This is a genomic window from Sphingobacterium sp. UBA7631, from assembly GCF_002483935.1.
Lineage (GTDB): Bacteria > Bacteroidota > Bacteroidia > Sphingobacteriales > Sphingobacteriaceae > Sphingobacterium > Sphingobacterium multivorum.
Genome location: NZ_DLIX01000002.1, coordinates 650602 through 674326, shown reverse-complemented (window position 1 = coordinate 674326; position 23725 = coordinate 650602). Strand labels below are relative to the sequence as shown.

24 protein-coding genes are annotated in these 23725 nt (G+C 39.7%); 7 read left to right on the top strand and 17 right to left on the bottom strand.

The window, feature by feature from the left end; all coding sequences use genetic code 11:
- Positions 1 to 38: 38 nt before the first annotated feature.
- On the top strand, positions 39 to 329 hold the full coding sequence (locus tag B3P16_RS02920) for a DUF4286 family protein (protein WP_286752904.1): 291 nt from the start codon (positions 39 to 41) through the stop codon (positions 327 to 329).
- 20 nt (positions 330 to 349) lie between these two features.
- Here the strand turns inward: B3P16_RS02920 and B3P16_RS02915 are convergent, their stop codons facing one another.
- The 6 genes from B3P16_RS02915 to B3P16_RS02890 all read right to left on the bottom strand — a co-directional run bounded on the left by B3P16_RS02915 (position 350) and on the right by B3P16_RS02890 (position 4490).
- Positions 350 to 700, bottom strand: coding sequence for a DUF983 domain-containing protein (locus tag B3P16_RS02915; protein WP_313156225.1), 351 nt, complete (start codon positions 698 to 700; stop codon positions 350 to 352).
- Between the two features lie 109 nt (positions 701 to 809).
- Complete coding sequence (locus B3P16_RS02910) at positions 810 to 1073, bottom strand: hypothetical protein (protein WP_046674218.1); 264 nt, start codon at positions 1071 to 1073, stop codon at positions 810 to 812.
- A 27-nt stretch (positions 1074 to 1100) separates the two neighbouring features.
- Positions 1101 to 1802, bottom strand: a complete 702-nt coding sequence (locus tag B3P16_RS02905) for an RluA family pseudouridine synthase (RefSeq protein ID WP_286752906.1) — start codon at positions 1800 to 1802, stop codon at positions 1101 to 1103.
- A 139-nt stretch (positions 1803 to 1941) separates the two neighbouring features.
- Positions 1942 to 2946: an MlaD family protein gene (locus tag B3P16_RS02900; RefSeq protein ID WP_046674220.1), complete on the bottom strand. Its 1005-nt coding sequence runs from the start codon at positions 2944 to 2946 to the stop codon at positions 1942 to 1944.
- A 5-nt stretch (positions 2947 to 2951) separates the two neighbouring features.
- A complete protein-coding gene (locus B3P16_RS02895; RefSeq protein ID WP_046674221.1) occupies positions 2952 to 3725 on the bottom strand; it encodes an ABC transporter ATP-binding protein in 774 nt (257 codons plus the stop codon).
- A gap of 6 nt (positions 3726 to 3731) precedes the next feature.
- Complete coding sequence (locus B3P16_RS02890; RefSeq protein WP_046674222.1) at positions 3732 to 4490, bottom strand: MlaE family ABC transporter permease; 759 nt, start codon at positions 4488 to 4490, stop codon at positions 3732 to 3734.
- A gap of 254 nt (positions 4491 to 4744) precedes the next feature.
- On the opposite strand from B3P16_RS02890, the gene B3P16_RS02885 reads away from it, so the two are divergent.
- The 3 genes from B3P16_RS02885 (at position 4745) to B3P16_RS02875 (ending at position 8309) form a co-directional block, all read left to right on the top strand.
- A complete protein-coding gene (locus B3P16_RS02885; RefSeq protein WP_115047598.1) occupies positions 4745 to 6274 on the top strand; it encodes a DUF6600 domain-containing protein in 1530 nt (509 codons plus the stop codon).
- 159 nt (positions 6275 to 6433) lie between these two features.
- The gene (pncB, locus tag B3P16_RS02880; RefSeq protein WP_070567330.1) at positions 6434 to 7615 is read left to right on the top strand and encodes a nicotinate phosphoribosyltransferase; all 1182 of its coding nucleotides are present in this window, start codon (positions 6434 to 6436) and stop codon (positions 7613 to 7615) included.
- Positions 7608 to 8309, top strand: coding sequence for a class I SAM-dependent methyltransferase (locus B3P16_RS02875; protein WP_046674368.1), 702 nt, complete (start codon positions 7608 to 7610; stop codon positions 8307 to 8309). The genes pncB and B3P16_RS02875 overlap by 8 nt, the downstream gene beginning before the upstream one ends.
- Positions 8310 to 8335: 26 nt before the next feature.
- Here the strand turns inward: B3P16_RS02875 and B3P16_RS02870 are convergent, their stop codons facing one another.
- The 8 genes from B3P16_RS02870 to B3P16_RS02835 form a co-directional block, all read right to left on the bottom strand.
- Positions 8336 to 9268: a DUF4097 family beta strand repeat-containing protein gene (locus B3P16_RS02870; RefSeq protein ID WP_286841323.1), complete on the bottom strand. Its 933-nt coding sequence runs from the start codon at positions 9266 to 9268 to the stop codon at positions 8336 to 8338.
- A 97-nt stretch (positions 9269 to 9365) separates the two neighbouring features.
- Positions 9366 to 10187, bottom strand: a complete 822-nt coding sequence (locus B3P16_RS02865; RefSeq protein WP_286769290.1) for a hypothetical protein — start codon at positions 10185 to 10187, stop codon at positions 9366 to 9368.
- Positions 10177 to 10734 carry an RNA polymerase sigma factor gene (locus B3P16_RS02860; protein WP_046674226.1) on the bottom strand — a complete coding sequence of 186 codons (558 nt, stop codon included), beginning with the start codon at positions 10732 to 10734 and terminating at the stop codon, positions 10177 to 10179. The genes B3P16_RS02865 and B3P16_RS02860 overlap by 11 nt, the downstream gene beginning before the upstream one ends.
- Positions 10735 to 10962: 228 nt before the next feature.
- Entirely contained in the window at positions 10963 to 11445 is a 483-nt protein-coding gene (locus tag B3P16_RS02855) for a hypothetical protein (protein ID WP_201303495.1), read from the bottom strand.
- Between the two features lie 68 nt (positions 11446 to 11513).
- On the bottom strand, positions 11514 to 13109 hold the full coding sequence (locus tag B3P16_RS02850; protein WP_115047590.1) for a SusD/RagB family nutrient-binding outer membrane lipoprotein: 1596 nt from the start codon (positions 13107 to 13109) through the stop codon (positions 11514 to 11516).
- A gap of 12 nt (positions 13110 to 13121) precedes the next feature.
- The gene (locus B3P16_RS02845; protein WP_236590839.1) at positions 13122 to 16463 is read right to left on the bottom strand and encodes a SusC/RagA family TonB-linked outer membrane protein; all 3342 of its coding nucleotides are present in this window, start codon (positions 16461 to 16463) and stop codon (positions 13122 to 13124) included.
- A gap of 103 nt (positions 16464 to 16566) precedes the next feature.
- Positions 16567 to 17667 carry a FecR family protein gene (locus B3P16_RS02840; RefSeq protein ID WP_286841321.1) on the bottom strand — a complete coding sequence of 367 codons (1101 nt, stop codon included), beginning with the start codon at positions 17665 to 17667 and terminating at the stop codon, positions 16567 to 16569.
- Positions 17668 to 17856: 189 nt separating this feature from the next.
- On the bottom strand, positions 17857 to 18414 hold the full coding sequence (locus tag B3P16_RS02835) for an RNA polymerase sigma factor (RefSeq protein ID WP_046674230.1): 558 nt from the start codon (positions 18412 to 18414) through the stop codon (positions 17857 to 17859).
- 215 nt (positions 18415 to 18629) lie between these two features.
- On the opposite strand from B3P16_RS02835, the gene B3P16_RS02830 reads away from it, so the two are divergent.
- The 3 genes from B3P16_RS02830 (at position 18630) to B3P16_RS02820 (ending at position 19957) form a co-directional block, all read left to right on the top strand.
- Positions 18630 to 19148, top strand: coding sequence for an NADPH-dependent FMN reductase (locus B3P16_RS02830; protein WP_070567343.1), 519 nt, complete (start codon positions 18630 to 18632; stop codon positions 19146 to 19148).
- An 82-nt stretch (positions 19149 to 19230) separates the two neighbouring features.
- Positions 19231 to 19452: a VF530 family DNA-binding protein gene (locus B3P16_RS02825; protein ID WP_046674232.1), complete on the top strand. Its 222-nt coding sequence runs from the start codon at positions 19231 to 19233 to the stop codon at positions 19450 to 19452.
- A gap of 55 nt (positions 19453 to 19507) precedes the next feature.
- Positions 19508 to 19957 carry a KTSC domain-containing protein gene (locus B3P16_RS02820; protein ID WP_070567345.1) on the top strand — a complete coding sequence of 150 codons (450 nt, stop codon included), beginning with the start codon at positions 19508 to 19510 and terminating at the stop codon, positions 19955 to 19957.
- Between the two features lie 128 nt (positions 19958 to 20085).
- On the opposite strand, the gene B3P16_RS02815 is transcribed toward B3P16_RS02820, so the two are convergent.
- Genes B3P16_RS02815 through B3P16_RS02805 form a run of 3 tightly spaced genes read right to left on the bottom strand, consistent with a single transcriptional unit; the run spans position 20086 to position 23423 of the window.
- Entirely contained in the window at positions 20086 to 21876 is a 1791-nt protein-coding gene (locus B3P16_RS02815; RefSeq protein WP_147282011.1) for a carboxypeptidase-like regulatory domain-containing protein, read from the bottom strand.
- Between the two features lie 48 nt (positions 21877 to 21924).
- Positions 21925 to 22893, bottom strand: coding sequence for a FecR family protein (locus B3P16_RS02810; RefSeq protein ID WP_286769294.1), 969 nt, complete (start codon positions 22891 to 22893; stop codon positions 21925 to 21927).
- Entirely contained in the window at positions 22890 to 23423 is a 534-nt protein-coding gene (locus tag B3P16_RS02805) for an RNA polymerase sigma-70 factor (RefSeq protein ID WP_115047582.1), read from the bottom strand. Before B3P16_RS02805 ends, B3P16_RS02810 begins: the two co-directional genes overlap by 4 nt.
- Positions 23424 to 23725: the final 302 nt, after the last annotated feature.

Below are 23725 nucleotides of genomic sequence, written 5' to 3'. Positions count from 1 at the left end.
ATTCTTTTTTATAGCAGAAAAATAGCGTATTTTTGTGTATGTTTTTATACAACGTCTCCGTTATCGCAGAAGAAACAATCCATCAAGAGGTCGTTTCATGGATTCAGGATAATATCGTGCAATCCCAAAAATTTCAAGTGCATTTTCTGGAAATGCTCCAGTCGCCGCATGAAGGTATGACCTATTGCATCCAAGTCATCCTTCCTACAGAAGAGCTTGTAGCAGATTTTCAGCAAGTGCATCTCATTCCATTACAACAACTCATTTCAGAAGTATATAAAGACAAGGTTTTCCTTTTTGACAGTACCATGAAGTATCTAAAAAAATAAAAGAGCCCTTTAGCGCTCTTTTATTTTTTTAGATCATTAATACCGTTACTATCTTTGGTAAGGTTCTTATTAAACGTTTCACCTATCTCTGCTGCCAATTCATAACGTGGATCATAACTGATTTTTGGCGTTAAAAAATGAAGTAAAATCAAACGGGCATATCTGAAATTAAAAGGTGCAAAGACCAAAATGGTTACAGCTAGACCAATCAGATAAAGCCACGGAGACTCGCTTCCAGTCAAAATTGCGATAGCAACAGATACAGTAACAATCTCAGCGACAGACAAAGCATAACTCACATACATCGCAGCGTAGAAGTAACCTGGCTCAACCTCGTACTTGACGCCACAATATGGGCAAGTATCATTCATATGCTGCTTGTGTAAACTGTAGACCTTTCCTACAAATACATTACCAATATGACACTTTGGGCATTTGGAGTGTATCATTGCATGGAATTTGGATGTGGGCATTAAGAATCTATTTTATTTCGTTTATAAATTTCTTTGTTACAGGGCTCTTCTTACGGTACTTCTTATACCATAAATAACCAAGGCCTGCCGCGGCAAGATAAGGTATTACCAACAGAAACAAGATACCGTCATTCAGACCTCTTCCTTGCATATTCCCTTCCTTCGTAGAATTCTCAGCGTTCAATGTACACATCGCACACTGTCCGTAAGAAACAGATACAGCCGAGCAGCTTAAGGTAAATATTAGGAGTAAATATTTAAACCATTTCATAACACAAAGGTACTGAAATTTTAACGATTAGCGTGCCAAAGATTCAAATTTATCCCAAAAGCCATCTTTAGGCAGTGAAGCTATCAATTCCATCTTATCCTTTTTAATTGGATGTGTAAAGGCCAATGAACGCGAATGTAAACAGATACTGCCCAAAGAACTACCTCTTGGGTATCCATACTTATTATCGCCAACAATAGGACAGCCCATCGCTGCAAGTTGCGCACGAATTTGATGTGTACGACCTGTTAAAGGTTCTATTCGCAGCAAATAGAATCCATTCAACTCACCCACCAAGGTATAATCCAACTCAGCATAACTTCCACCTTTCACCTCCCGTGGAAAAGCCTTTGTTACGCGCGTTTGTCTATTTCTAACCAACCAATTGATCAGTTTCCCCTCCGTTTTTCGCGGACGTTGTCTGACGATTGCCAAATAGGTCTTTTTCACATGTCTATCCTGAAAAAATTTATTCATTCGCTCTAGCGCCTTGCTTGTTTTGGCGAACAAAATCATACCACTAACAGGTCTATCTAATCGATGAATAACACCAACAAAGGCATCATTTGGCTTATCATATTTCTTTTTCAAATATACTTTCACCATATCCTCTAAAGATAGGTCTCCTGTTTCATCCACCTGCACAATATCCCCGGCTTTCTTATTTATAGCGATGAGATGATTGTCTTCGTAGATGACGTCTTTATCTGTAATTTCAGTATGATTCATTTTTTCAAATTAAAAGGGGGTATCCAAATGCTATACAGAGCTAAATGTCTGTTGAATTGGAGCCCATATTGACGCTATTATTTATTAAAAAAGGCTCTACGCAAGCGTACAGCCTTTCATTATGTTCTTTTTAATCCACTTATTTCGTCGTGTCCGCTTTAAGCAACTCAGCTTTTTTAGCATCCTCTTTCATCTTCTTTTTAAAGAAACCACGTAATAAGAAATTATGTTGCAACGCTTCCATATTTTCATCCAATTTCGCGGTACTCGAATTCAGGTTATTGATTGCCGATTTAATCTGATTTGCTGATGCTGGATCATTCAACAAAACGCCCACCGCATTATCTTTATCATTCAACCGGCCAGATGCATTATTCAAATTGTTTATCAATGCATTTGCTGTCTGGGAAACTCCTTGCAACTGCGCTGCAGACTGACGCAGATTAGAGAATATAGCGGTATCGGTCGTTAAATCATGAATCAAGCCCTTATTGCTATTTAAAGAGTTTGTCAAGGTGACCAAATTAGCAGAAGCTTTGTTTGCATTATTCATTGCAGCACTGATCGATAATAACGTCGCACGCAATGTATTTACCATGGACGTATCGGTCAACATCGCGCCAACCATTCCTTTTCCATCCGCCAATCCACGTGATATTTCTACAAAGTCAGTGGTAATCTTTGCTAAGTTTTCATTATTTACCTGCAATGTTTCCATCATCGCTTCCATGTCCGCAGTCTTCGCCGAACGCAAGAAATCACCTGTCTCCACAGTGGGCGCGTTTTGCGACCCTCCAGAAATCACTACGATCTTGTTACCGATCAAACCATCCGAGCCCAATTTTGTTACGGCATCTTTACGAATATACTCAGCAGATTTCTCCTCAATGGTCAATACCACCTCAACATCCTGCACGCTTTTAAAATGTATATTCTTAATGATCCCGACCTTAACCCCAGAAAACCAGACATTACTCCCCACCTTCAATCCAGCGACATCGGGAAATGAAGTCGTAATTTCAATATTTCTAGTAAATTTCTTTTGCTGGCTACCCAAAATAAAAATACCCGCTAAAAGAATCAATACGCCTAAAAAAACAAAAATACCGACAATGATTGCTCTTTTATTTTCTGCCTTACTCATGTATATTATAGAATAAAATTATAATTATAAAACGCTCTTACTCGTGCGTCATCTGTATCAAAAATTTCTTCAAAAGACCCCTGTCTTTCAAACTTACCATCCAACAACATCACAATCCGGTCTCCCACTTCTTTCGCACAAGCCAAATCGTGCGTGATAATAATTGATGCTGTTTTATACCTCTCCTGAACCTCGTTAATCAATCCATTAATCTCCAAACAAGTAATCGGATCGAGCCCTGCTGTTGGCTCATCGTACATCATGATTTCAGGTCTAAGAATCAGGGTACGCGCAATACCAATTCGCTTCCGCTGTCCACCAGACAACTCTGAAGGCATCTGATTGATCGCTTGCGAAAGCCCTACACCATCCAACACCTCTTCTACAGCTTGATTGATCTCCGAACGTGTTAAGTTGCGTTTATTTCGAACCAATGGAAATTCCAAATTTTCGCGCACAGTCATACTGTCATAAAGTGCGCTATTCTGAAAAGAAAACCCTATTTTCAAACGTAATTCACGCAATTCACGATCATTTAATTCAAGAACTGACTCTCCCAAAACATTGATCGTCCCCTCATCCGGTCTTAATAAGCCCGAAATCAATTTGATCAACACGGATTTCCCTGTTCCAGAACGCCCAAGCACAACGAGATTTTCTTCTTTATATAAATCCAGATTGACACCACGTAGGACGTGATTATCACCGAAAGATTTACTAACATCCCTAATTTCAATGACCGGCTTCGAATGGTCGATGGTTGACTTAATCTTTTCCATAGCTCACTATCCAAAGAACGATAAAACTTGAACAATAATTATTTCCTCAATAAAGACAAGGAACATCGAAGCTACAACGGCCGCATTCGCTGCCTTTCCAACACCTTCAGTTCCCTTTGAAGAAAAATAACCGCAATAACAACTTACAGCTCCAATGGTAAAACCAAATATAACTGCCCGCAACACCATAGCGCCTAAATCCTTAAATGCTATCGTTTCAAATACTTGCGTAAAAAAACTCAAAAAACTTAAGTCATCTTTACTCATCATACTTAGGTAACCACCTAAAAGGCCTATACCTGCCACATAAAAACACAGTACTGGAATTCCAATAGTTGTAGCTAATATTCTACTTACAATAAGAAACTTATATGGATTAGTCCCCGAAACTTCCATCGCATCGATTTGCTCCGTGACATTCATCGAACTTAGTTCTGCCCCAATTTGCGAGCCCACTTTACCCGAAGCTATTAAAGCCGTCACCAATGGTGCTAATGCACGAACAATAGCGATCGAAATAAGCGAAGGCAACATCGAAGTCGCTCCAAATTCCTCCAAAGAAGGACGTGACTGTTTTGTAAAAACAAATCCAACAATAAATCCCGTTAAACTGATCAAAGGCAACGATTTATAGCCTATTTCATAGCACTGACGGACAATCTCTTTAAATTCATAGGGTGGAGTTACCAATTCACGCCAAAACCGTAGCAAAAAACGGTGAATGTTTGCAAATTCTAGAAAAAAAGTCTGAAGTTTTTTAGCCATTTAAATGATGTCTATTTCAAATTAATGTGTTTTAAAACACGTCTTATGCTGAACAAACACGTAGCAATTCGAGCGGTAAAGGTAAATAAAAATATGTATCTAAAATTGTCGTTTATGTAAAAAGATCATCAATTTGACTTTTATATATAAAAAATCAGATTTCTAATGTACCGATTAAACCATTTTATACGTTATGCTGTCATAATAACAAAGACAATAGCATAGAGTTTGTCACACTTTTAAATATTACAGAAATGAAAAATTTAGGCAACATAAAATATTGGGTACTTGGTTTTATCGGTATCGCTTCTTTTTCAAGTTGCGCTACTTCAATGGCCCAACGGGGTGGATATAATAATGGTTATAACAATAATGGTTATAACAATTATAACAATGATGGAGTTTCGTTCCAGCTATTCTATGATCAGCTTTCACCTTATGGACAATGGGTTAATGATCCCAATTATGGTTATGTTTGGATCCCGGACGTTGGTCCGAACTTCCAGCCTTATGCAACCAATGGTTATTGGACAATGACTGACTATGGAAATACCTGGGTATCCAATTATGACTGGGGTTGGGCCCCTTTCCACTATGGTCGCTGGAACTACAATGACCGTTATGGCTGGGGATGGGTTCCTGACTATGAATGGGGACCAGCATGGGTAAATTGGCGTCAAAGTAATGACTACTACGGTTGGGCTCCTCTGGGCCCAGGCATGAATATTAATGTATCCGTTAATATCCCAATGAATTTTTGGACATTTGTAGGCGTCAATCACTTTATGCGGCGAGACATGGATAGATATTATGTTAATAGAAGAAATTACAATAATATCTACAACAGAACCACCATTATCAATAATACCACGATAATTAACAACAACTATTATGTTGGCGGTCCGCGAAGATCCGATATTGAACGTTCGACAGGAAGAAGCGTAACAGTGAATAGAATCGCAAGTGTCGATAGACCTGGGTCTGTACGCAGTAGCAGCAACCGCAGTAATGAAATCAGTATGTACCGTCCGAATGTAGACCGTAATACAAGATCCTCTGCACGCCCCACGAATGTCGTAGATGCTTCTACCCGAACACGAAATAACAATAGTGAGATTTCAGATCGAACCAATCGTGTCATAACCAACAGAGATAACATCGACTCGAGATCAGGAAATCGTGAGTTATATATTGACAACAGTGGAAATGCTTCTGTAAGGTCTCGTAATGATGCCAACAGCGGTGGTTCAAGCCGTAGTTCAATTAATAATACTCGAACCGGAGACAATGGTACTATAAATAGAAATACGAATGGTACACAACCTAATTCGAATAACTATGATTTTAGAACGCGATCAAGTCGCCAGTCGGATGCTTCAAACAATAACAACCCTACATCTACCACTAGGGACAGGCAAAATCGCTCCGTTGACAATAATGGTGTAGCCAACGGCAGAAGTACAGACTACAATAGAAACACAGATTATAATTCACGCTCGCGGTCTAGTGCGAACGGTTCCGATCAGGCTGTGCCGCCAAGAGTTGCGCAACCTACGACAACGCCGCAACGAAATGGAAATTATGATGGCAGCAGAACACGTTCGAGCCAACCTGTGTCGCAACCTGTAGCACAACCAACTCAAAATCGGAGCTACGAAAACACAAGAAGTAGATCAAATACAGACAATTCATCCTCAGTATCTCGATCAAGGTCTTCAGAAAGCTCAGGCGAACGTAACTCTGGACGTTCTTCGCAAGGATCAGAAAGATCTAGAACAAGATAATGACAGCCGAATAAAATAATAATTCACATTTGGCGGGTAAAATGAAAAATTTTACCCGCCTTTTATATGCATGTCTTTTTATATTTATCATGAACAATCCATACATTTTCACGTTAATTAGTAAATTTACCGCTTCAAACAAAAAACAGATCGATAAAGATGGCTTCATTTACCTCTATATTAGATAATGACTTTTACAAATTCACCATGCAGCATGCCGTGGTCAAGTTGTTTCCAAAGGCCAAGGCACGTTATCATTTTATTAATCGGGGACATCATAAATTTCCCGATGGTTTTGATGTACTCCTGAGGGAGGCCGTCCATGAGATGGCTAATTTGAAGTTAACAAAAGCAGAAAAGGCTTTCTTTGCCAAGACATGTCCTTATATAGACCCAACCTATTTCGATTTTCTTCAAGGTTATCGCTACGATCCCGAGGAAATCAAAATATTTCAGGATGGCCCCGACCTTGAAGTCATTATCGAAGGGTATTGGTACCGTACTATTCTTTGGGAAGTCCCATTAATGTCGCTTATCTGTGAACTTTTTTATGAATCCCAAGGTCTACAACGTGCCTCGGATGCAGCTGTGATCGCCACCGCCAAAGATAAAATCGAAAAATATAAAAAACTCAATATCACAATTGCTGATTTTGGCACGCGCAGACGTCATTCTTATGAAGTCCACGATTTGGTCGTTCGCACACTGAAGCAATACGGCGAAAAAACATTTATAGGCACCAGCAATGTACATTTAGCAATGAAATATGAGACGAAACCAATCGGCACACATGCCCATGAATGGTTTATGTTCCACGCTGCCAAATACGGATATAAAATGGCGAATCTCCTTGGCCTTGAACATTGGTCTGATGTCTACCGGGGTGACCTCGGAATAGCACTATCGGACACCTATACGACGGAAGTCTTCTTTCAGCAGTTTGACAAAAAATTAACCAAATTATTTGATGGAGTCCGACACGACAGTGGAGATCCACTTGAATTTACAGATAAGGTCATCGCACATTATAAGAAGAATGGAATCGATCCCCTCTCCAAAACAATTATATTCTCGGATGGACTGGACTATGAGAAAGTCGAAAGAATCGCGAGCTACTGTGAGGGAAAAATCTTGCATTCCTTTGGCGTTGGCACCAATTTCACCAATGATGTCGGTCTTAAACCCATGAATATCGTCATTAAGATGACCGACGCTTTGCCAGAAGATGATCAATGGACCCCGGTCATCAAACTATCTGACGAACCCATGAAACATACGGGAGATGAAGACTCCATATATATAGCAAAAAAAGTACTAATGATTGATGATGACAATGCATAGAGACGTATACGGTGAAGCTTTAGATGATTATTTCGTACATCAAGAAGAAAAATTTCCTTTAGTACTCCACACGAGTTATGGCGACCGAGACGAAATGCCGGTCGAGATTTTCTTTCGTGAACCTGATGATTTCCCTGAACTGGAATTTATTGGTCTATCCTTATGTGATGGACGTGTACTGGATGTTGGAGCTGGAGTTGGCAGCCATAGCCTTTATCTACAAGAAAAAGGTTTTGAAGTAGATGCACTGGAACTCTCGCAGACCGCCTGCCATATTATGCAACAACGCGGGGTACAACATATTATCTGCGAAGATTTCTATAAATTCGAAGGCCAAAAATACGATACACTTTTGCTTTTGATGAACGGAATAGGCCTTGCTGGCGACGTAGATGGCTTTCGAAAACTATTACAGCATAGCAAAGAATTATTGACTGAAAATGGCCAACTGATTTTTGACTCTTCAGATATCAGTTATCTGTACAAAGATTATAACATCAAAAAACCAGCGCATTATTTTGGGGAAATTCAATATCAATACGAATACAAAGGCAAAAAAGGAAACCTGTTCAAATGGCTCTACTTAGATCAGGATTTGTTGATTAAAATTTCGCACGAAATGGGCTGGGTTGTCCAAATTTTGTATGAAGATGAGAATGATCAATACCTCGTCCGCATGGAACTAAAAAAATAGCCTGTTATTCTAACAGGCTATTTTTTTTATTTCTGTGTTCTTATGTAAATATCTCCCATGGATGTTTTTAAGATAACATCCTGTCCACCACCATTCATTTTGCCTTTCACCGCATTTCCCATTGGCGTTGACTTCGGCTCTTCAGACTGTTTCTCAAACTGAAACTCGTCTGCTGCATAGATGTTCCCCATGGCTGATTTCACATCCACATTAGCACCAAAATTCTTTGGAAAGGCCACATCTACGGCCCCCATTGCTGCGACCAAAGAAATCGGTCCTTTAACAGGTTGAACAAATTTGGCCGTTACATCTCCCTGTGCAACCTTGACATTGATCGGCCCCGTCACGTTCAATAAATTCACATTCCCCATTGTACTAGCAACTTCGACCTCAGCCAGGATATCTTTTAATTCGATTTCCCCAGCATTAAACATCGCTCCACGACCGCCTTTGATCGTCACAGGCAGATCCATCGGTATCCTGATACGAATAGAATCTTCTAAGGGCATCCCTACCATACTTATTTCAGTCACCCCACCTTCTGTTTTGATATTCATACCAAGCCCTGAATTATCCGATAAGCCCGAGCCATTGATCACACGTAGGCCTTTGGCGCGGTCATTTTCTTCACTTTCCTCCACTTTGGCCGTAATCAGCACGTCTTTTCCCTTATACCCTTCGATATAAACATTATCCAATTTTAATAGGAGCTTATTCCCCAAGTTGGGCACTTTAATTTCTTTCCAGCTTTTCGGCCCATTGGAACGGCCGAATCCAGCAGAACTGTAGGTAAAATTATGATTATTACTGACAACAACTCCTGACACCGCTCTAGCCTTTTTAGGAGGATTAGGAGGTTTTGGCGCAGCAACTCCTTCAACATTTTCATTTACCTGGGCCTGCAATGCGCTTGCAAAGATCAGTGCGACCCCAATCATCATTATCCTTATCTTTTTCATTTCGTTTTAGTTTTACTTTATTATGTGTCAAATAATGCATTTTAAGCTTTTTCATTGATTAACATACACAATCCGACTTCCAACTTAATATATTCCGTTATTGATTTAATAATACTGCATAGGCCTGCTCCTTCACAAATTTCAGGGTAAAGGGATCTTCGACAATTTCATTTAACTTTTCCTTTGTCGTCGCCTTCATCGTCGGATCCGCCTGTTGGGCCATCATTTGCATCAGTTCCATTTGTAAAGTGGGATCATTTTGCTCCACAAAAAAGTCCTGAACCTTTTGTTGACGTTCTTCCGGACTAAGTCCATTTAATATCGTTTCAATTGCAGCCATGCGTACATTACTGCTTTGATCTGATACAGCAGTCTTTTCTAAAGCTCCCCTACTATTCCCATCTAAGCTTCCCCCATCTTTCATCGCCAAGACAGCACTTAACCGTGTACTCGCAGAACTGGAATCTTGAAGCATCTGAACATAATCCATCTTCTCTTCCTTTTCGCGATGAGCAGCTTCGGATACGCTTACTTTTGCCAATTGTTTTCTTTTGCCTTCGATACCCGCTATTGCGTTAACCCGAGCTGAATTCTTTTGGCTATCAGAAACAATATCCATCAGGCCAGCATGATCCACATTTGTATCTCCAGTACTTTTCTGAACAGTAACCGGATGTACTGCAGCCACAGGTTTTTCTACCGCTAATTCATGATGTTGGTCAAAAGCAATAAAGGTTGCTGTCCCAACTAACAATGCTGCTGCCGCAATACTTGCCCATTTCCATAAAGGCTTAATCTTTCTTTCCTGAACAGTGGGGACTACTTGTGGCCTAATTTTATTCCATAAGTCAGCCGAAGGTTCTCTCTGATCAAATGCCTCCCGATTAGCGTTCACAAAATCTTTTAAATTATCCCGCATAATTATACCTTTCCTTCAATTGTTCGTAAATTTTCTTTTTAGCACGGTGGTATTGGCTACGTACAGCAACTGCTGTCATCCCCAATGTTTCCGCAACTTCATCATGGCTCATATTTTCAAACAGATAAAGATTGACCACCATCTTAGGTACACCGGTCAGTTGATCGATCACATTTTCCAAATCTGTCAAACGACATTCACGCCACTCTTTTTCCAGCAATTCGTCTTCGCCATCATCCTGAATTTCCAGATCATCCACCGGCGTAAAATATTGCTTATTCTTCCGTAATAATGAGATTGCCTTATTCACCCCCATTCTTCTCAACCAGGCCTCCACACTGAGCACTAAATGCCATTTATCTGATCTTGCAAAAAAATCAACAAAGGTTTCCTGTAAAATATCTTCACTTTCTTCCTGATTCGACAAAACCCGATAAATAGAATTAAAAATCTTTTTTGCATACCGATGATAGAGCTGCGCAAAGCCAGACTCGTTGCCCGTTTGGCACATCGCTAATAATTCCTTATCGCTAAGCTGATTTTGCACGTTCTAAAATTAATACTGTTAATTCTTATGTTTCTACTATGTAGTCGGGCCCCTGTTGAAAATGTTGCAATATAATTTTATTTTTTTTCTAAAATAATGCTATTATCGCATAAAAGCCTTTTAAAGGGCCTCCCAGCAAACAAAAAAAACACTCAAGAAATCTTGAGTGCCTGCATTAATAAAATAAACTTAAGAGGGATGTTAAAATTCCAGGTATAAGAATATTGATTATTTGACTTTTAAATAGGTTTCCACAATGGTATGTTTAACCCCCAATTCAGGTAAATTTTCCTCACCGGTTTGAATCAAGGTATCTCCTTTTAAAGTAAGTTTAAAATCAAACTTATTGCTTTCCCAATCCCGCATTGAACAATATTGTAGTCTTTCTTGATAGTTTACACCATCAAAAGAATAGGTACCGCCACCGGCTACAAATAGCGGTTCTTTCCCTTTACCTTTTTCCTTATCGTGGTTAAAGAAAGAAAAATGGTCATCATTGAACATTTTAAACATCTCTGTTTTACTGGCATCCGTAAAAGCGGTCACCGTATCCTTCCCTTTAATTGTCTTGCTTTCAATAAGCTTATAGGTACCGGACAAAGAAGTTGATTTTACCGCATCAACTTCTTTTTTTTCAGTATTATTTTTACATGAAAAAACAAGACAGGAAGTCGCGATCGCAAACAGCAATTGATTTTTTAGGTTTATCATATTTTATAAAAGGTTTAAAGAGGCCAAACTACGAAAGTTCAGCCTCAATCAAAAACAAACCATTGTAATTATTTATCCCACCAAACTCGACCAGACAACTTGTCTCCGCCAGGTACTGCGGCCGAAGCTGCTCTGTAGTTTTCGCCATTGATAGCCGCTTCAGTAGAAGGATAAGGGAATCTTCTTGGAATAGTCCCCGACGTTGCATTGCCTGGATAATTCACAGGAGTTAACGCTGGATAGCCACTTCTACGCCAGTTGCTCCAAGTTTCATAAAAGTCCATCATCGTTATGGTATGTGCCCAGTATTGAGTATTAATCTGCTTTAAGGCATCAGCAGCATTAAATGGATTTGCTGCCAAGTAAGTCTCGGCATCTGCATCACTTATTGCCAAGGAACCATCATATTGATTCAGATACGTAATGCTTGCCTTCACCCCTTTTTTATAATGGTCGCTCGCACTACCACCGATGCCCCAACGTTGGGCAGCCTCTGCTAAAAGCAATTCGGATTCACCGTAGGTCAAAATAAATGTCGCGCCAGTCCGCTTGATCATATTAGGATTGGGCGAAGAATATTCCGCAAAGGTCGTGTAACTTGGATCGCTACTGATGTTATACTGCGCATTTGAGCCCAAATCCTTTCCGTTAGGCATCCCCTTTTGCTTGGTTGGGTCTGTGATAAAACTCCCGTTCTGTCCTTTATCCTTTTCCGATAAATACAGTTTTGTGACAGCTACCTTTTGTAACCTCGGATCATTATTGCTTTTTAGATAGTCAATAAATGTTTTAGACCATTTGACATAATAATTCTCTTGACCACCATCACCCAATAAAACTTGGCTATTTCTATTTTGCGTTACCCGAGATCCAGACTCATCATGTAAAATAAATGCATTGTCAGCATTACTGTCCATTGTCTTGCCCGCAGCCTTCTGCACATACTCTTTCGCTTTAGCTTCGTCTACTTTAACCAAACGCATCGCTGTGCGAAGCAGTAGAGAATTACCAAATTTACGCCATTTGGCAATATCACCTTTATAAATAACATCCCCAGTGACTTTATCACCATCATCCTTTAACGCTGCAGTAGCCGCTTCCAGTTCCTTCAGCAAATCAGCGTAGATATCCTGCTGCTTGTCATACTTCGGTTTATAAACTTTGGTATAAAAACCCAGTCCCGCCTCCGAATAGGGAACATCGCCATACAAATCAGTTAAGCGTGCGAAAATTAAAGCTTTCCAAATACGGGCGACATTGTGGAGATTTGCATATTTTGGTTTGTCTTTTGTAAACTCAACCACATCCACAATATTACGAACCTGCTCAATATAGGCCCCTACTGTACCCGTCCCCCAATAAGCCGCGGTATAACTTTCATTCAGCATATATTTGTCCCCAGCCCAATAACTCACTACGGTCGATAAACCTTGCATCATTGTGGAAGAATAAATCAGATTTCCACGCCATGTATCGTATGCAAAATCAAAACTTCCGGTGTAAAATAATTGTGCTGAGCTCAATGTATAATTTGGATCCCAATTTTCTTTTCCGTAAGCAACTGGATCTGTATTTATCTTATCAAAATCTTTGGTACAGCTACTTTCCATAAATAATGTAGCCGCCATTAAACTAACAAATACCGGTTTAATATATCTTTTCATGATTGTTTGCAATTAGAATTTAACACTTAAATTAACACCGTAAGTACGCACTGCTGGAACACCGCCGAGTTCTAAACCCGGGAAAGTTGCATTATAGCTCGATTCTGGATCAATGTTATTTGTTTTCTTCATGATCGTCCAGAGATTGCGCGCTACAGCACTTACCGTAATTGACTTAACTTTGTTATTGAATAAGTTGGAAGGGAAAGTATACCCCATAACGACCTGTCTCAACTTTACAAAATCAGCGCTGTTTACAAATATCTTGGATACATTATTCGCTGTATTGGTATAATAAGTAGAGGCCGTTCTACCCAAGCTTTCACGATCTGCCACAGTTTCCTGATGCAATCCAAAAATGTAACCGTAGTAGTCTGTTCCTGAGAAAAGCTTTCCACCCCACTTTCCATCAATCAAGAAAGAGAAATTAAACCTTTTGTAGTTAAATTCATTGTTCCAACCTGCAAACCATTTATTCATAGCTGAACCATAAGACTTTAACTCACCCCGGTCAGGAGAACCGTCAGCCAATTTTACGATCTCGCCATTGCTATCATACTTATAATCGAAAGCCATGATCTGAAAAGCAGGCATACCAACTTTATTCATTAAGTAACCTACACCCGAACGGGACGTTGCTACCGTCTGTTCGTCCATTCCTTCAGCCAATGAAATCACTTTATTGTCGTTGTAAGAACCATTCAATGAAGACACCCATTTAAAATCTTCGGTTTTAACAACAGTAGCAGAAATCAACGCTTCAAATCCCTTATTTTGCATCTTTCCGGCATTGAGTACGGCACCGGCGTACCCGCTTGCTGAAGGGGTTGTGATAAAAGAAATCTCATCTTTCGACTTCTTGTTATACCAGGTTAGATCCAAGTTTACACGATCATTAAAAAGACGCAACTCCGTTCCAATTTCCAACTCTGTTGCTGTAGAAGCTTTCAAGGAAGAGTTCGGGATATTCACATTGTTAATAACCCCTAACGGTTGACCGTTGAGTACCTCGCTTCTAAAATTATAGGTTAGCAAGGTTTGATAAGGATCTGTTGCCTGCCCTACCTGAGCAAAACCTGCCCTCAACTTTCCAAAACTCAACCACGATGGCTTTAGATATTCTGAAAAGATAAATGATCCCGAAACTGCTGGATAAACCGAGTTCAATTTATTATCCACTCCCGGAGTTGCTAGCGTAGAAAACCAGTCAGAGCGCAAACTACCTGTCAGATAGGCGACATCTTTATAAGCAAATTCTAAGGTACCGTAAGTAGACTGTGTCTCCGATTCGCTTTCGAGATACGCTACCGATTTATTTTTTGCATTCAAAATATTGTAAACACCGAATATCGCGAAGTCGGTACCCAAATTTGTCGTTTGTCTGATTTTAGTATTTCTGTAACTCGCTCCGAGATTAGGCGTCAGGGTGTAATCACCGAAAGTGAATGACTTACCAACCAAAACATCCGTATTAATATCCGCAAATTTGGTTTCTTGTTCAGCGATTTTACCATTTTCATAATAACCCGTACCAGAAGGCAATACATTTTTATAATGATCAGTATAGCCATCCCGTCCCGCTCTTCCTTGAACAAACAAACCGTTGCCCATCGTATATTTAGCCGTAACAGAGGCTATGGAGCGGTCACGATTGGTGTTATTGATAAACTCATTTGCAGCAAACCAAGGGTTGGTCGCATACACATTGCCTGAATTATAGAGTATCTCTTTTCCATTGCCATCCTTCCATGGCTTCAAATCATTGACATTAATGCTCGTTGGCAAAAACATAACGTTGTAATTGGCGTTTCCTGCACCGTCAGAAACCATTGGACGATTTTTGACCTGCTCCAAAATCATGTTGTAACGCGCATCAATCGTCAAACCTTTGAGTGGTTCAAAAAGTCCGACCAAATTAAACGACTGTCTTTTCAGTCCCGAATTTGGAACAACAGACCTGTTATTGACATCTGTTCCCGACAGACGGATAGATCCGCCATCAAATGATTTATTTAATGCCAGCGTATTTGTCCATGTTGAACCCGTACGATAAAACCTATCTAAATTCCCTTTTTGTAATGAATATGGTCTTGATACACCGTCAAATTGGACTACGGGAGAACCGTCCAATTTAGCTCCCCAGCTCGATCCGCCCACTTGGGCCGCTCCTGCTTGGGTTGTTGGCTTCTCACCGTTCGCCCCCTGACCATACACTGTTTGCCAATTGGTGTTGTCAATGATCTGCTCGGCAACAAGGTTACTATTGAAATCGATCGAATTACCTTTACCTGATTTTGTCGTAATGAGGATAACACCAGCTTTCGCTCTTGAGCCATATAATGCTGATGCTGCCGCACCTTTTAGAACCGAAATACTTTCAATATCGTCTGGGTTGATATTGCCGATCGCATCACCAAGATCGGGTGCATTATCCCATTGGCTTCCTGAGTTTCCCTTGGAATTAGCATTTCCAATTCCTACTGGTTTACTTTCCATGGGGATACCATTGATTACGTATAATGGCTGATTTGTCTGGTTCAAACTTGATACCCCACGAATGGTCACATTGGACGCAGCTCCAGCCCCACCAGATGTAGAACTGATATCCAATCCGGCCACCTTTCCGACAAGTGAATTCATCACATTATTTTCACGGGCTGTGGTTAGTGATTCACCGGCAACCTGCGTAACAGAGTACCCCAACGAGCGTTTCTCTTTCTTCATACCCAATGCCGTCACAACAACCTCATTGAGCATCCGATTGTCTTCCAATAAAACAATTTTCAGATCCCCCTCTTTGGTGACGGCGACTTCTTGCGAAGTATAACCTGCGAAAGAAATAATCAAGGTGTTTCCAGTTGCGGCATCGATCGTAAAACGTCCATTGATATCTGTTGCCCGCCCCACCGCGGTTCCCTTAACACGTACCGTGGCACCAGCTAAGGGATTGCCCTTATCGTCCGTGACGACACCTGCGACAGCTACCTGCTGTTGTTGACTGACAACCACAAGACCTTCCTTAGAAACGGAGTAAACCAATCCACTTTTATTGAAAAGCTTAGCCAATACATCCAATACCTTGGTATTATTCGCATTGACTGACACTTCTTTATTTAAATTTTCGTTCGTCGAATTATAGACAAAGTAATAATCACTTTGCTCTTCGATCATTTTAAGTACCTTGCTCAGTTTTGTTTTTTGGACATCCAAGGAGACTTTTTGTTGGGAAAATACATTTGCCGAAACATTCATAACAGCACACGTAGTCATAATTAAGGCTAGTTTCATCCGGATAATGAATCTAAAATGCACAATATATCCATTGCGCATTTGCAATAAGCAATTTTTAATCATATTTTAGTGTTGGTTAAAATTAATATTAAGCAGCACGCCCCAATGTTGCTGCTTTTGGTTAATCATTTTTTCAATGAAGGATGGTGTTGGTCCACCATCCTTTTTACTTTTCTGATATAGTTATTTTTTTCCCATATACATTAAATTTAAAAGGTTCAACTTCCTGTAAAGCACTTAATACCTGAACAATACCTTCCTTGCTGAAGGTTGCCGTAAAGCGATATTGTTTTAATTGATCATTTTGGATTTGTATATCCACATTATACCAACGTTCCAGTGTTCTACGAAGTGATTCAAAATCTTGGTCCACGATTTCTAATCTATTTTCACGCCACGCAATGTCTGGTATTTCAGCTGTATTGGATTCTATTGTAGGGATATTCTCTATGGCAATTTCCTTAATCGGTAATTTGCTCGCGTTTGGTTTATTGGTTTTACGAGCGATTGCTACTTCAGTTTGATTCTTAAAGATCGTGATTTTTTGATTCGGTTTGATGACAACAGAATTTTCACGCTGCCCTTTGCTCGTCATCTCAATAGAGCCTTCCACTAGCAATGCTTCTGCTGTAGGTTCATCAGAATAACTCTTTACATTGAATGTTGTCCCCAGTACCTTGATATCAAAATCAGCTGCCTGTACCACAAAAGGTTTCTCCTTATTCTTTGCTACCTGAAAATAGCCTTCACCAGCAAGCCGCACCACACGCAATTCCTGATTGAAATCTGCGGACAACTCTAATTTACTCGCAGAATTTAGCGTTACTGTACTTCCATCACTTAATTCGAAGGTCTTTTTCTCCCCATTTTTTGTTTGATATACTTGGCCGATTGCGCTTATTGGCAATGAGGAATCAACTTTACCGGGTTGAGCATAATACCAAACTCCGCCCGATACCAATGCAACAAGTACAGCGGCAATGGCTGCCCATTTGGGCCAGTTAAACCGAAAGGATGCCTGATGCTCCACTGGAACATTCTGCAGATCTGTCTTCAATTTTTCCAATTGCTCATTCACAGGTCGACGATTGCCAACCAAGAGTTGATAGAGGCGTTTGGCTTTCAGAATCGTCTCCGCTTGTTCTGGATGGTTCAGGCTATATTGTTGCCAGTACAGAATACAGTTTTTATCTTCTCCCGAACAATACTTTTGAAAAGTATCGTCAATCAAAAAATCTTCTAACTGTTTACAATCTTTTTGGCTCATTCTTTTGGGTATTTACTCTATAGTGCCCAAAAGACGTTCTTTTGCCTAAAGAAAATTTAAAATATTTCATAAAACACTGAAATTCAGATTTTTATTTTAAATAAAGAATACAAAAATAGCATTCTGTAATAGTTTTCAGCGCATGCTAAACAATTATTGGATCTGCAAAGGAACCACAACAGGTTAAACTTAAATATCTTTTAACTCTTCCCGTAGGATTTTCAAAGCATCGTAAAGCGTATTATAGGCTGTCTTTACAGACATTTGTGTAATTTCTGAGATTTTTTCATACGAATATCCCTCAAAGAACTTGAGATTCACCAGCTGTTTTTGACGAAATGATAACTTCTCCAGTGCTTCTTTCAAACGGATCTGTATGATTTCATTCGTCTGTACTTTGATGACAAACTCCTCATAGGGCATCTCCACCCAATCATCTTCAGCTTTTACATGTTGAAGGGCTGTATTTATTTTATGTTGTTTCTCCAGCAAACGCAGAATACGTCTTTTTAAAAAAGTAATGAGATAGGACTGTACATTTTCGACCCGGTCAAGCTGTTCTCGTTTTTCCCAAATTTTCACAAATACCTGATCGGTTGCTTCACTTGCCAGGTCACTATCGCCACATGTACGTATTCCAAAATTGACAAGCTCTTGATAGAGTGCCGCATATAGGTCAAAGAAAGCCGTTTCGTCTCCAGTACGAATACGTTCCCACAATAAGCGGTACCCCATTTTATTTCTCATAATAAAGCATATAATCCGAAAAAAGGCTAATATAAGTCCTCAGTTCCAAAAGTATAAACTTAATCGGTAAAAGGAGAAAGAAACGAAAAATTACATTGAAGCGAAGAACAAAGTCAATCGTTTGAATTGAATAGTGTAATTTAGTTCCTAAATTAAGAATATAAAAAGTAAAAACTCAGCAGCAGTATACAGCCGTTGATTAGATTTAAACTCACATGAAAACTATTTTTGCCATTGTTGGTAGCGCCAGTGCACATTCATCCAATCATCATATTGTAAATCACCTCCAACAGGAGATCAATGCCGATATCCATTTCACCCTATTTGATCGTCTTAAAGAACTGCCTCATTTTGATCCAGAGGAGAGCCAATCTCATCCACCTATTGAAATTATTGCACTTCGCCAGGTAATCAATGACGCCGATTTAGTATTGATCAGCAGCCCTGAATATATTTTCAGTGTACCCAGTGGATTAAAAAATCTACTTGAATGGTGCGCCGCAACGACGGTTTTCACCGATAAGCCCGTTAGTATCATTACTGCTGCTGCGCAAGGCGAAACAGCGCATGTCGAACTACAGCGTATCCTGCAGGGATTAGGAGCTCAAATTGACGAAAAAAGAAATCTACTCATACAAGGAGTCAAAGGAAAGCTGGATGCTACGGGAGCAATTTGGGACGAACAGCTCAATTTAGATCTAGAAAAGCTGGCCACACAACTTAATGAATATTAATACACACTAAGTTCTGTTCCATTTTCATTCAAACCATAGAAATTAGCATAATCCATAATTTGAAGATTATTATCTTTACGACATGCAAGAACAAATTAATAATCCATTACACGGAAAAAGACTCGACACCATTATTGAATATTTAGTGGAGTATTATGGCTGGGAAGAGTTGGGACAACGCATATCCATCCGTTGCTTCAATGAAAATCCGAGCGTCAAATCATCCCTAACTTTCTTAAGGAAAACACCTTGGGCAAGAGAGAAGGTCGAGCAACTCTATGTAAAAACCTTGTTGAAGAAATAAGAAAATTTCTTATTTCATAGCGAATAATCTGATTATTAAGCATATCTTTGCCGCCATGAAAAAAATTGCCGACTACCGGAAGTTACTTAATGTAGATAAATCTGTGGATCTTAAAACCCTAAAATCTACTTACCGGACAATCATGAAAGAATGTCATCCCGATAAATTTGTCAATGATGAAGAAGGTCGTTTGGCTGCAGAGCAAAAAAGTGTTGAAATGATCGAAGCATACCATTTTCTGGTAAGCATTTGTCCGGAAACATTAGAGCAACAGTTACCAATCTACACGGAGACAATTACCAATTCTGGTATTCAGGATATTGACTGGAAAGGACAAATATTGACAGTCACTTTTCACGATGGTAGTCAATATGAATATTTTGGTGTTCAGCGGAATGACTATATTAAATTTGTCAACGCAGATTCTTTAGGTCGATTTGCCCGCAGACACATCTTCCATTCTTATCCTTACCGTAATGTATTAAAGACTGCGACAGTCGCTTAAACACTGTTCTCCAATCAGCTATACAAAGATAAACGCCCGCTATCAAAGTGATATTGGGCGTTTACGTAAAATGTTAAATGTTTAAAAGCTATCTATAGAACAACACTAATAACAAATAGTTTTCAGTTTTATAATTTTAACATCAGACCTGCCATTCCACCGCCATAAAATGTATTTCGTGTACGGTCTCTTCGCCAAGCTTTCCACACCGTACTGCCACCATAAATTGAATTCTCATCTCTTTCTGCATAGTTAAGGCTGGGAGCGACAAATATAGACATGCGCTCACTTAGTTTAAAGGCCGGAATTACCCGCAGCGAGGACTGATGGTTATCCAGCATTTTAAATTTCTCGGTCAGAAGATTACGCGCTGTTATTTCAGTGCGGAGACTGAATTTAGCCCCATTGAGCACTACAGCTCCTAACCCAGCTTCAAAGGCATATTTATCAGGTCGATTACCTTCAAGTGCCACATTGATCGATAATAGGCTATAAAGTACACGACCACCTGAACGAAATTGCAGTCCGAGGTAGCTATCTTCATTAATTGCTACTGAAAGACTTTTCTCGCCATTTTTAATAAAATTGAGCAGACCAATGGGATAATCGCTGCTATCCGCGATATTGACGATACCGGCCAATTGAATTCCTTTTACTTTTTTTGCTTTATTGGCGAGGCCTGCAATTTGATTTCCAACAGTCGATTCGCTATGATTAAGTATACTGGCAAGCTGTGTCGTTCCAGAAGCATCTTTCGTCAAATTTACAACTCCGGCAATCTGAACTCCTCTCACCGTATCTGCTTTGTTGAAAACACCTGCTATTTGTAGACCTTTTACTTGCCCGACAACATGGTTTCCCACGCCAGCGATCTGTACCCCACTTGCATTTCCACCTACGCCATTGAAAACGCCTGCCATTTGTAGCCCCGTCATTCCTCCGAAATCACGGTTCCCTACACCAGCGAGCTGCACTCCACGCACATTTCCGCCCACCGCATTGAACACCCCAGCCATCTGCATACCCTGCATATCGTATTGATTGATATTAAATACGCCACCGAGTTCCATACCTTTTACGCCCGCCGTAGATCCACCAATGATATTGATGGAAAATTTATTCACAATTTGCGAGCGTATAAAACCATGCGTACTTAATCCTGGTGTCATCGAAATTTGGTATGGACTATACAAAAACATTCCTCCTAAATTCATACTTTGGATCTTCTGGGCAGGCGAGAGAAACACCCGTCCCCAAAACGATCGATAAAGACCATGATCTTCTTCATAACCCTCAAAATAGCCATAATCACGCGTCTTCTTTTCTCCAATTCGCGCTTCTATCGGAAAAATCACCATAACACTGGTATCCCGAAAAGCTTCCTTACTCACATTCACGGCAATGAGATTACTCCTTTTCTTTACATCTAGTTCAAAGTAGCCATTTTGATCCGTCAATGTAGACAGTAAAGCATTTCGATCAAAGATGCTCGCATTGGAAATCGGGCGGTTGGTTCGAATATTCTTGATATAACCTGTTATAACCACTTTATTCTTAGTGGGTGTTTGTACTTCAAAATCTACCGACATCCGTTGTGGTGTATATTGAATGATAATATGTCTGCCTAGTTCTTTAAAAGAATATTCCTTTCCCAAAATCCCATCTAGATAATCGTACAAATTTCCTTTAAAAGGCTTGGTATGAATAACACTGTCTGTCTGTAGGATATTTCCATTGAAGGAGAACAATACATCTTCCTTCTCTTTCAAAAGCTGAAAGATTTCACCTACTGTGGTCTCCGCAAAAGCAGGCATCTGAATCTCTACAGCAAGCTTTTGCTGTGCTCGTCCCGAATGGAACGAACACAGCATTAAAATGAAGAGGTAAAGCTCTATCCTTTTTATAAAAAATAGTATCATGTTGTTTTTATATACAATTTTGTTCCGAAAATATATCTATTTGTTGGCTCATCTCGTCAGATGAATCTCCCTATCTTTCACATGAACTTTTAATCCAAATGTGCTAGAAATGACTTTCAAAATTTCAGTTAAACTATTTTGTTCGAATTTTGCTGTCAATAACAATTTCTGATCAGGAGAATGATCTACAATAATCGTATAATCATAAGCTTGATTGAGCACCTCGACAACACGTTTCAATGGGGTATTCTGAAAATCAAATACACGATCCACATAGTATTTATAAAACTGATCTTTGACAGGTTCCTTTCCTACTTTTATCGTATCCCTGTCCCGGATCGTAATCATTTGTTGTGGCCGCAAAAAGACTTCCTTATTTGCATACCCCACTTTGACCAATCCTGTAGCAACAATAACTTCCGTCGCATCGGGTATCCGTCGCACATTAAAACTTGTGCCCAATACCGTGATTTTGGTTTTACCTGTTTCAATGACAAAGGGGTGCTTTTTATCCTTGTGAACCTGGAAAAACACTTCCCCTCTTTCCAGGGTCACGTTTCTATTTTTATTGGTCCAACGACTTGAATAAGCCAGCGATGTATTTTTATTTAGTGTAACAACCGAGCCATCAGGAAGGGAATCTTGGCGCACTTGATCCCTGCTCGAAAGAAACATTTCTTCACGATGCGACTGATCAAATACATAGAATCCTACTGCACAGAGTATCAAGATACTCGCGGCGAGCCACCAGCTCCATTGCTTCACAGGAGTCATTTTTTGGGGTAACGACGCAGCTTCTGACGCTCTTTTATCTCGTACCACTTTGAAGTCAGCCCAAGCCTTATCCACATCCACATCAGGAACATCTAGGGGTTTCGGCAAACTATCCCACATTTTTTTCATTTTTATGTATTCCTCCTTATTGTTGGCATCTTCTTCCAACCAATTTTTTATCATGGTATTCTCTACCTCGTTGGTCTCACCAACGATATATTTTTCTAACAGTTCCTTATTCATAGCCTATAGATAAGAAAGCAAATAATCAATGTTAAATAATCCACAAGTTCAATACGCAAATGTCGCAGCGCCTTACTCATATGTCCCTCAACAGTCTTTATCGACAGATCCAAGGTTACTGCGATATCCTTATACTTCATTTCCTGAAAACGGCTTAACTCAAAAACCGTCCGACTTTTTTCGGGTAATTCCGCCAAGGCAATCTGGAGCCTTTCGTCCAAATCCCGTGTACTTTCATCAACTGCAGGCGCAAAATCCTGTCTATGCTGCTCATGCGATTGATATTTTAGCTTTCGTTGCTCCTTTTTTAGCACATTCATACTTTCATTATAAATAGCCCGATATAAATAAGCTTTTAATGAAGTATGTATCTGCTCCTCCCAATCGCGTTCCCAAAGCCGCAAAAACACCTGTTGCACAACCTCTTCCGCCACATCACTATCACCTAGATATCGATAGGCATAACGATGTAACTCCTTGTAATGTGTGCGAAAAAGCTGCTCAAAATTCTTTTCTTTATTTTCCGACATTGATCAATTCTATTGTTTAAATAATCCGCTCTATTAGTAAGACATCCTAATAGATTGTTACCCTTACAAATTTTTCATTTTTTTATCAGCTTCAATGACCTGAATCAGGTGATCGCAAATCCCTAAGTCGAACCTATTCTGAAATCTTTTCATATCAATACGACAACAAGGACAGTCCATTTCCCATCTGAAAAATGGGATTCACCCGAGAAGAAGTATAGAAAAGCTATTTTTATCACTAAAGGTAAGTCATCTATTTTATAAAATATTTTTTTTCTAAGGGTATACAGTTTTTCCGTTGT

Excerpts from the sequence above, each read along its gene's own strand:
- B3P16_RS02920 (WP_286752904.1), top strand. The coding sequence starts at position 39 with ATGTTTTTATACAACGTCTCCGTTATCGCAGAAGAAACAATCCATCAA.
- B3P16_RS02915 (WP_313156225.1), bottom strand. The coding sequence starts at position 700 with ATGAATGATACTTGCCCATATTGTGGCGTCAAGTACGAGGTTGAGCCA.
- B3P16_RS02910 (WP_046674218.1), bottom strand. The coding sequence starts at position 1,073 with ATGAAATGGTTTAAATATTTACTCCTAATATTTACCTTAAGCTGCTCG.
- B3P16_RS02905 (WP_286752906.1), bottom strand. The coding sequence starts at position 1,802 with ATGAATCATACTGAAATTACAGATAAAGACGTCATCTACGAAGACAAT.
- B3P16_RS02900 (WP_046674220.1), bottom strand. The coding sequence starts at position 2,946 with ATGAGTAAGGCAGAAAATAAAAGAGCAATCATTGTCGGTATTTTTGTT.
- B3P16_RS02895 (WP_046674221.1), bottom strand. The coding sequence starts at position 3,725 with ATGGAAAAGATTAAGTCAACCATCGACCATTCGAAGCCGGTCATTGAA.
- B3P16_RS02890 (WP_046674222.1), bottom strand. The coding sequence starts at position 4,490 with ATGGCTAAAAAACTTCAGACTTTTTTTCTAGAATTTGCAAACATTCAC.
- B3P16_RS02885 (WP_115047598.1), top strand. The coding sequence starts at position 4,745 with ATGAAAAATTTAGGCAACATAAAATATTGGGTACTTGGTTTTATCGGT.
- pncB (WP_070567330.1), top strand. The coding sequence starts at position 6,434 with ATGGCTTCATTTACCTCTATATTAGATAATGACTTTTACAAATTCACC.
- B3P16_RS02875 (WP_046674368.1), top strand. The coding sequence starts at position 7,608 with ATGCATAGAGACGTATACGGTGAAGCTTTAGATGATTATTTCGTACAT.
- B3P16_RS02870 (WP_286841323.1), bottom strand. The coding sequence starts at position 9,268 with ATGAAAAAGATAAGGATAATGATGATTGGGGTCGCACTGATCTTTGCA.
- B3P16_RS02865 (WP_286769290.1), bottom strand. The coding sequence starts at position 10,187 with ATGCGGGATAATTTAAAAGATTTTGTGAACGCTAATCGGGAGGCATTT.
- B3P16_RS02855 (WP_201303495.1), bottom strand. The coding sequence starts at position 11,445 with ATGATAAACCTAAAAAATCAATTGCTGTTTGCGATCGCGACTTCCTGT.
- B3P16_RS02850 (WP_115047590.1), bottom strand. The coding sequence starts at position 13,109 with ATGAAAAGATATATTAAACCGGTATTTGTTAGTTTAATGGCGGCTACA.
- B3P16_RS02845 (WP_236590839.1), bottom strand. The coding sequence starts at position 16,463 with ATGATTAAAAATTGCTTATTGCAAATGCGCAATGGATATATTGTGCAT.
- B3P16_RS02840 (WP_286841321.1), bottom strand. The coding sequence starts at position 17,667 with ATGAGCCAAAAAGATTGTAAACAGTTAGAAGATTTTTTGATTGACGAT.
- B3P16_RS02835 (WP_046674230.1), bottom strand. The coding sequence starts at position 18,414 with ATGAGAAATAAAATGGGGTACCGCTTATTGTGGGAACGTATTCGTACT.
- B3P16_RS02830 (WP_070567343.1), top strand. The coding sequence starts at position 18,630 with ATGAAAACTATTTTTGCCATTGTTGGTAGCGCCAGTGCACATTCATCC.
- B3P16_RS02825 (WP_046674232.1), top strand. The coding sequence starts at position 19,231 with ATGCAAGAACAAATTAATAATCCATTACACGGAAAAAGACTCGACACC.
- B3P16_RS02820 (WP_070567345.1), top strand. The coding sequence starts at position 19,508 with ATGAAAAAAATTGCCGACTACCGGAAGTTACTTAATGTAGATAAATCT.
- B3P16_RS02815 (WP_147282011.1), bottom strand. The coding sequence starts at position 21,876 with ATGATACTATTTTTTATAAAAAGGATAGAGCTTTACCTCTTCATTTTA.
- B3P16_RS02810 (WP_286769294.1), bottom strand. The coding sequence starts at position 22,893 with ATGAATAAGGAACTGTTAGAAAAATATATCGTTGGTGAGACCAACGAG.
- B3P16_RS02805 (WP_115047582.1), bottom strand. The coding sequence starts at position 23,423 with ATGTCGGAAAATAAAGAAAAGAATTTTGAGCAGCTTTTTCGCACACAT.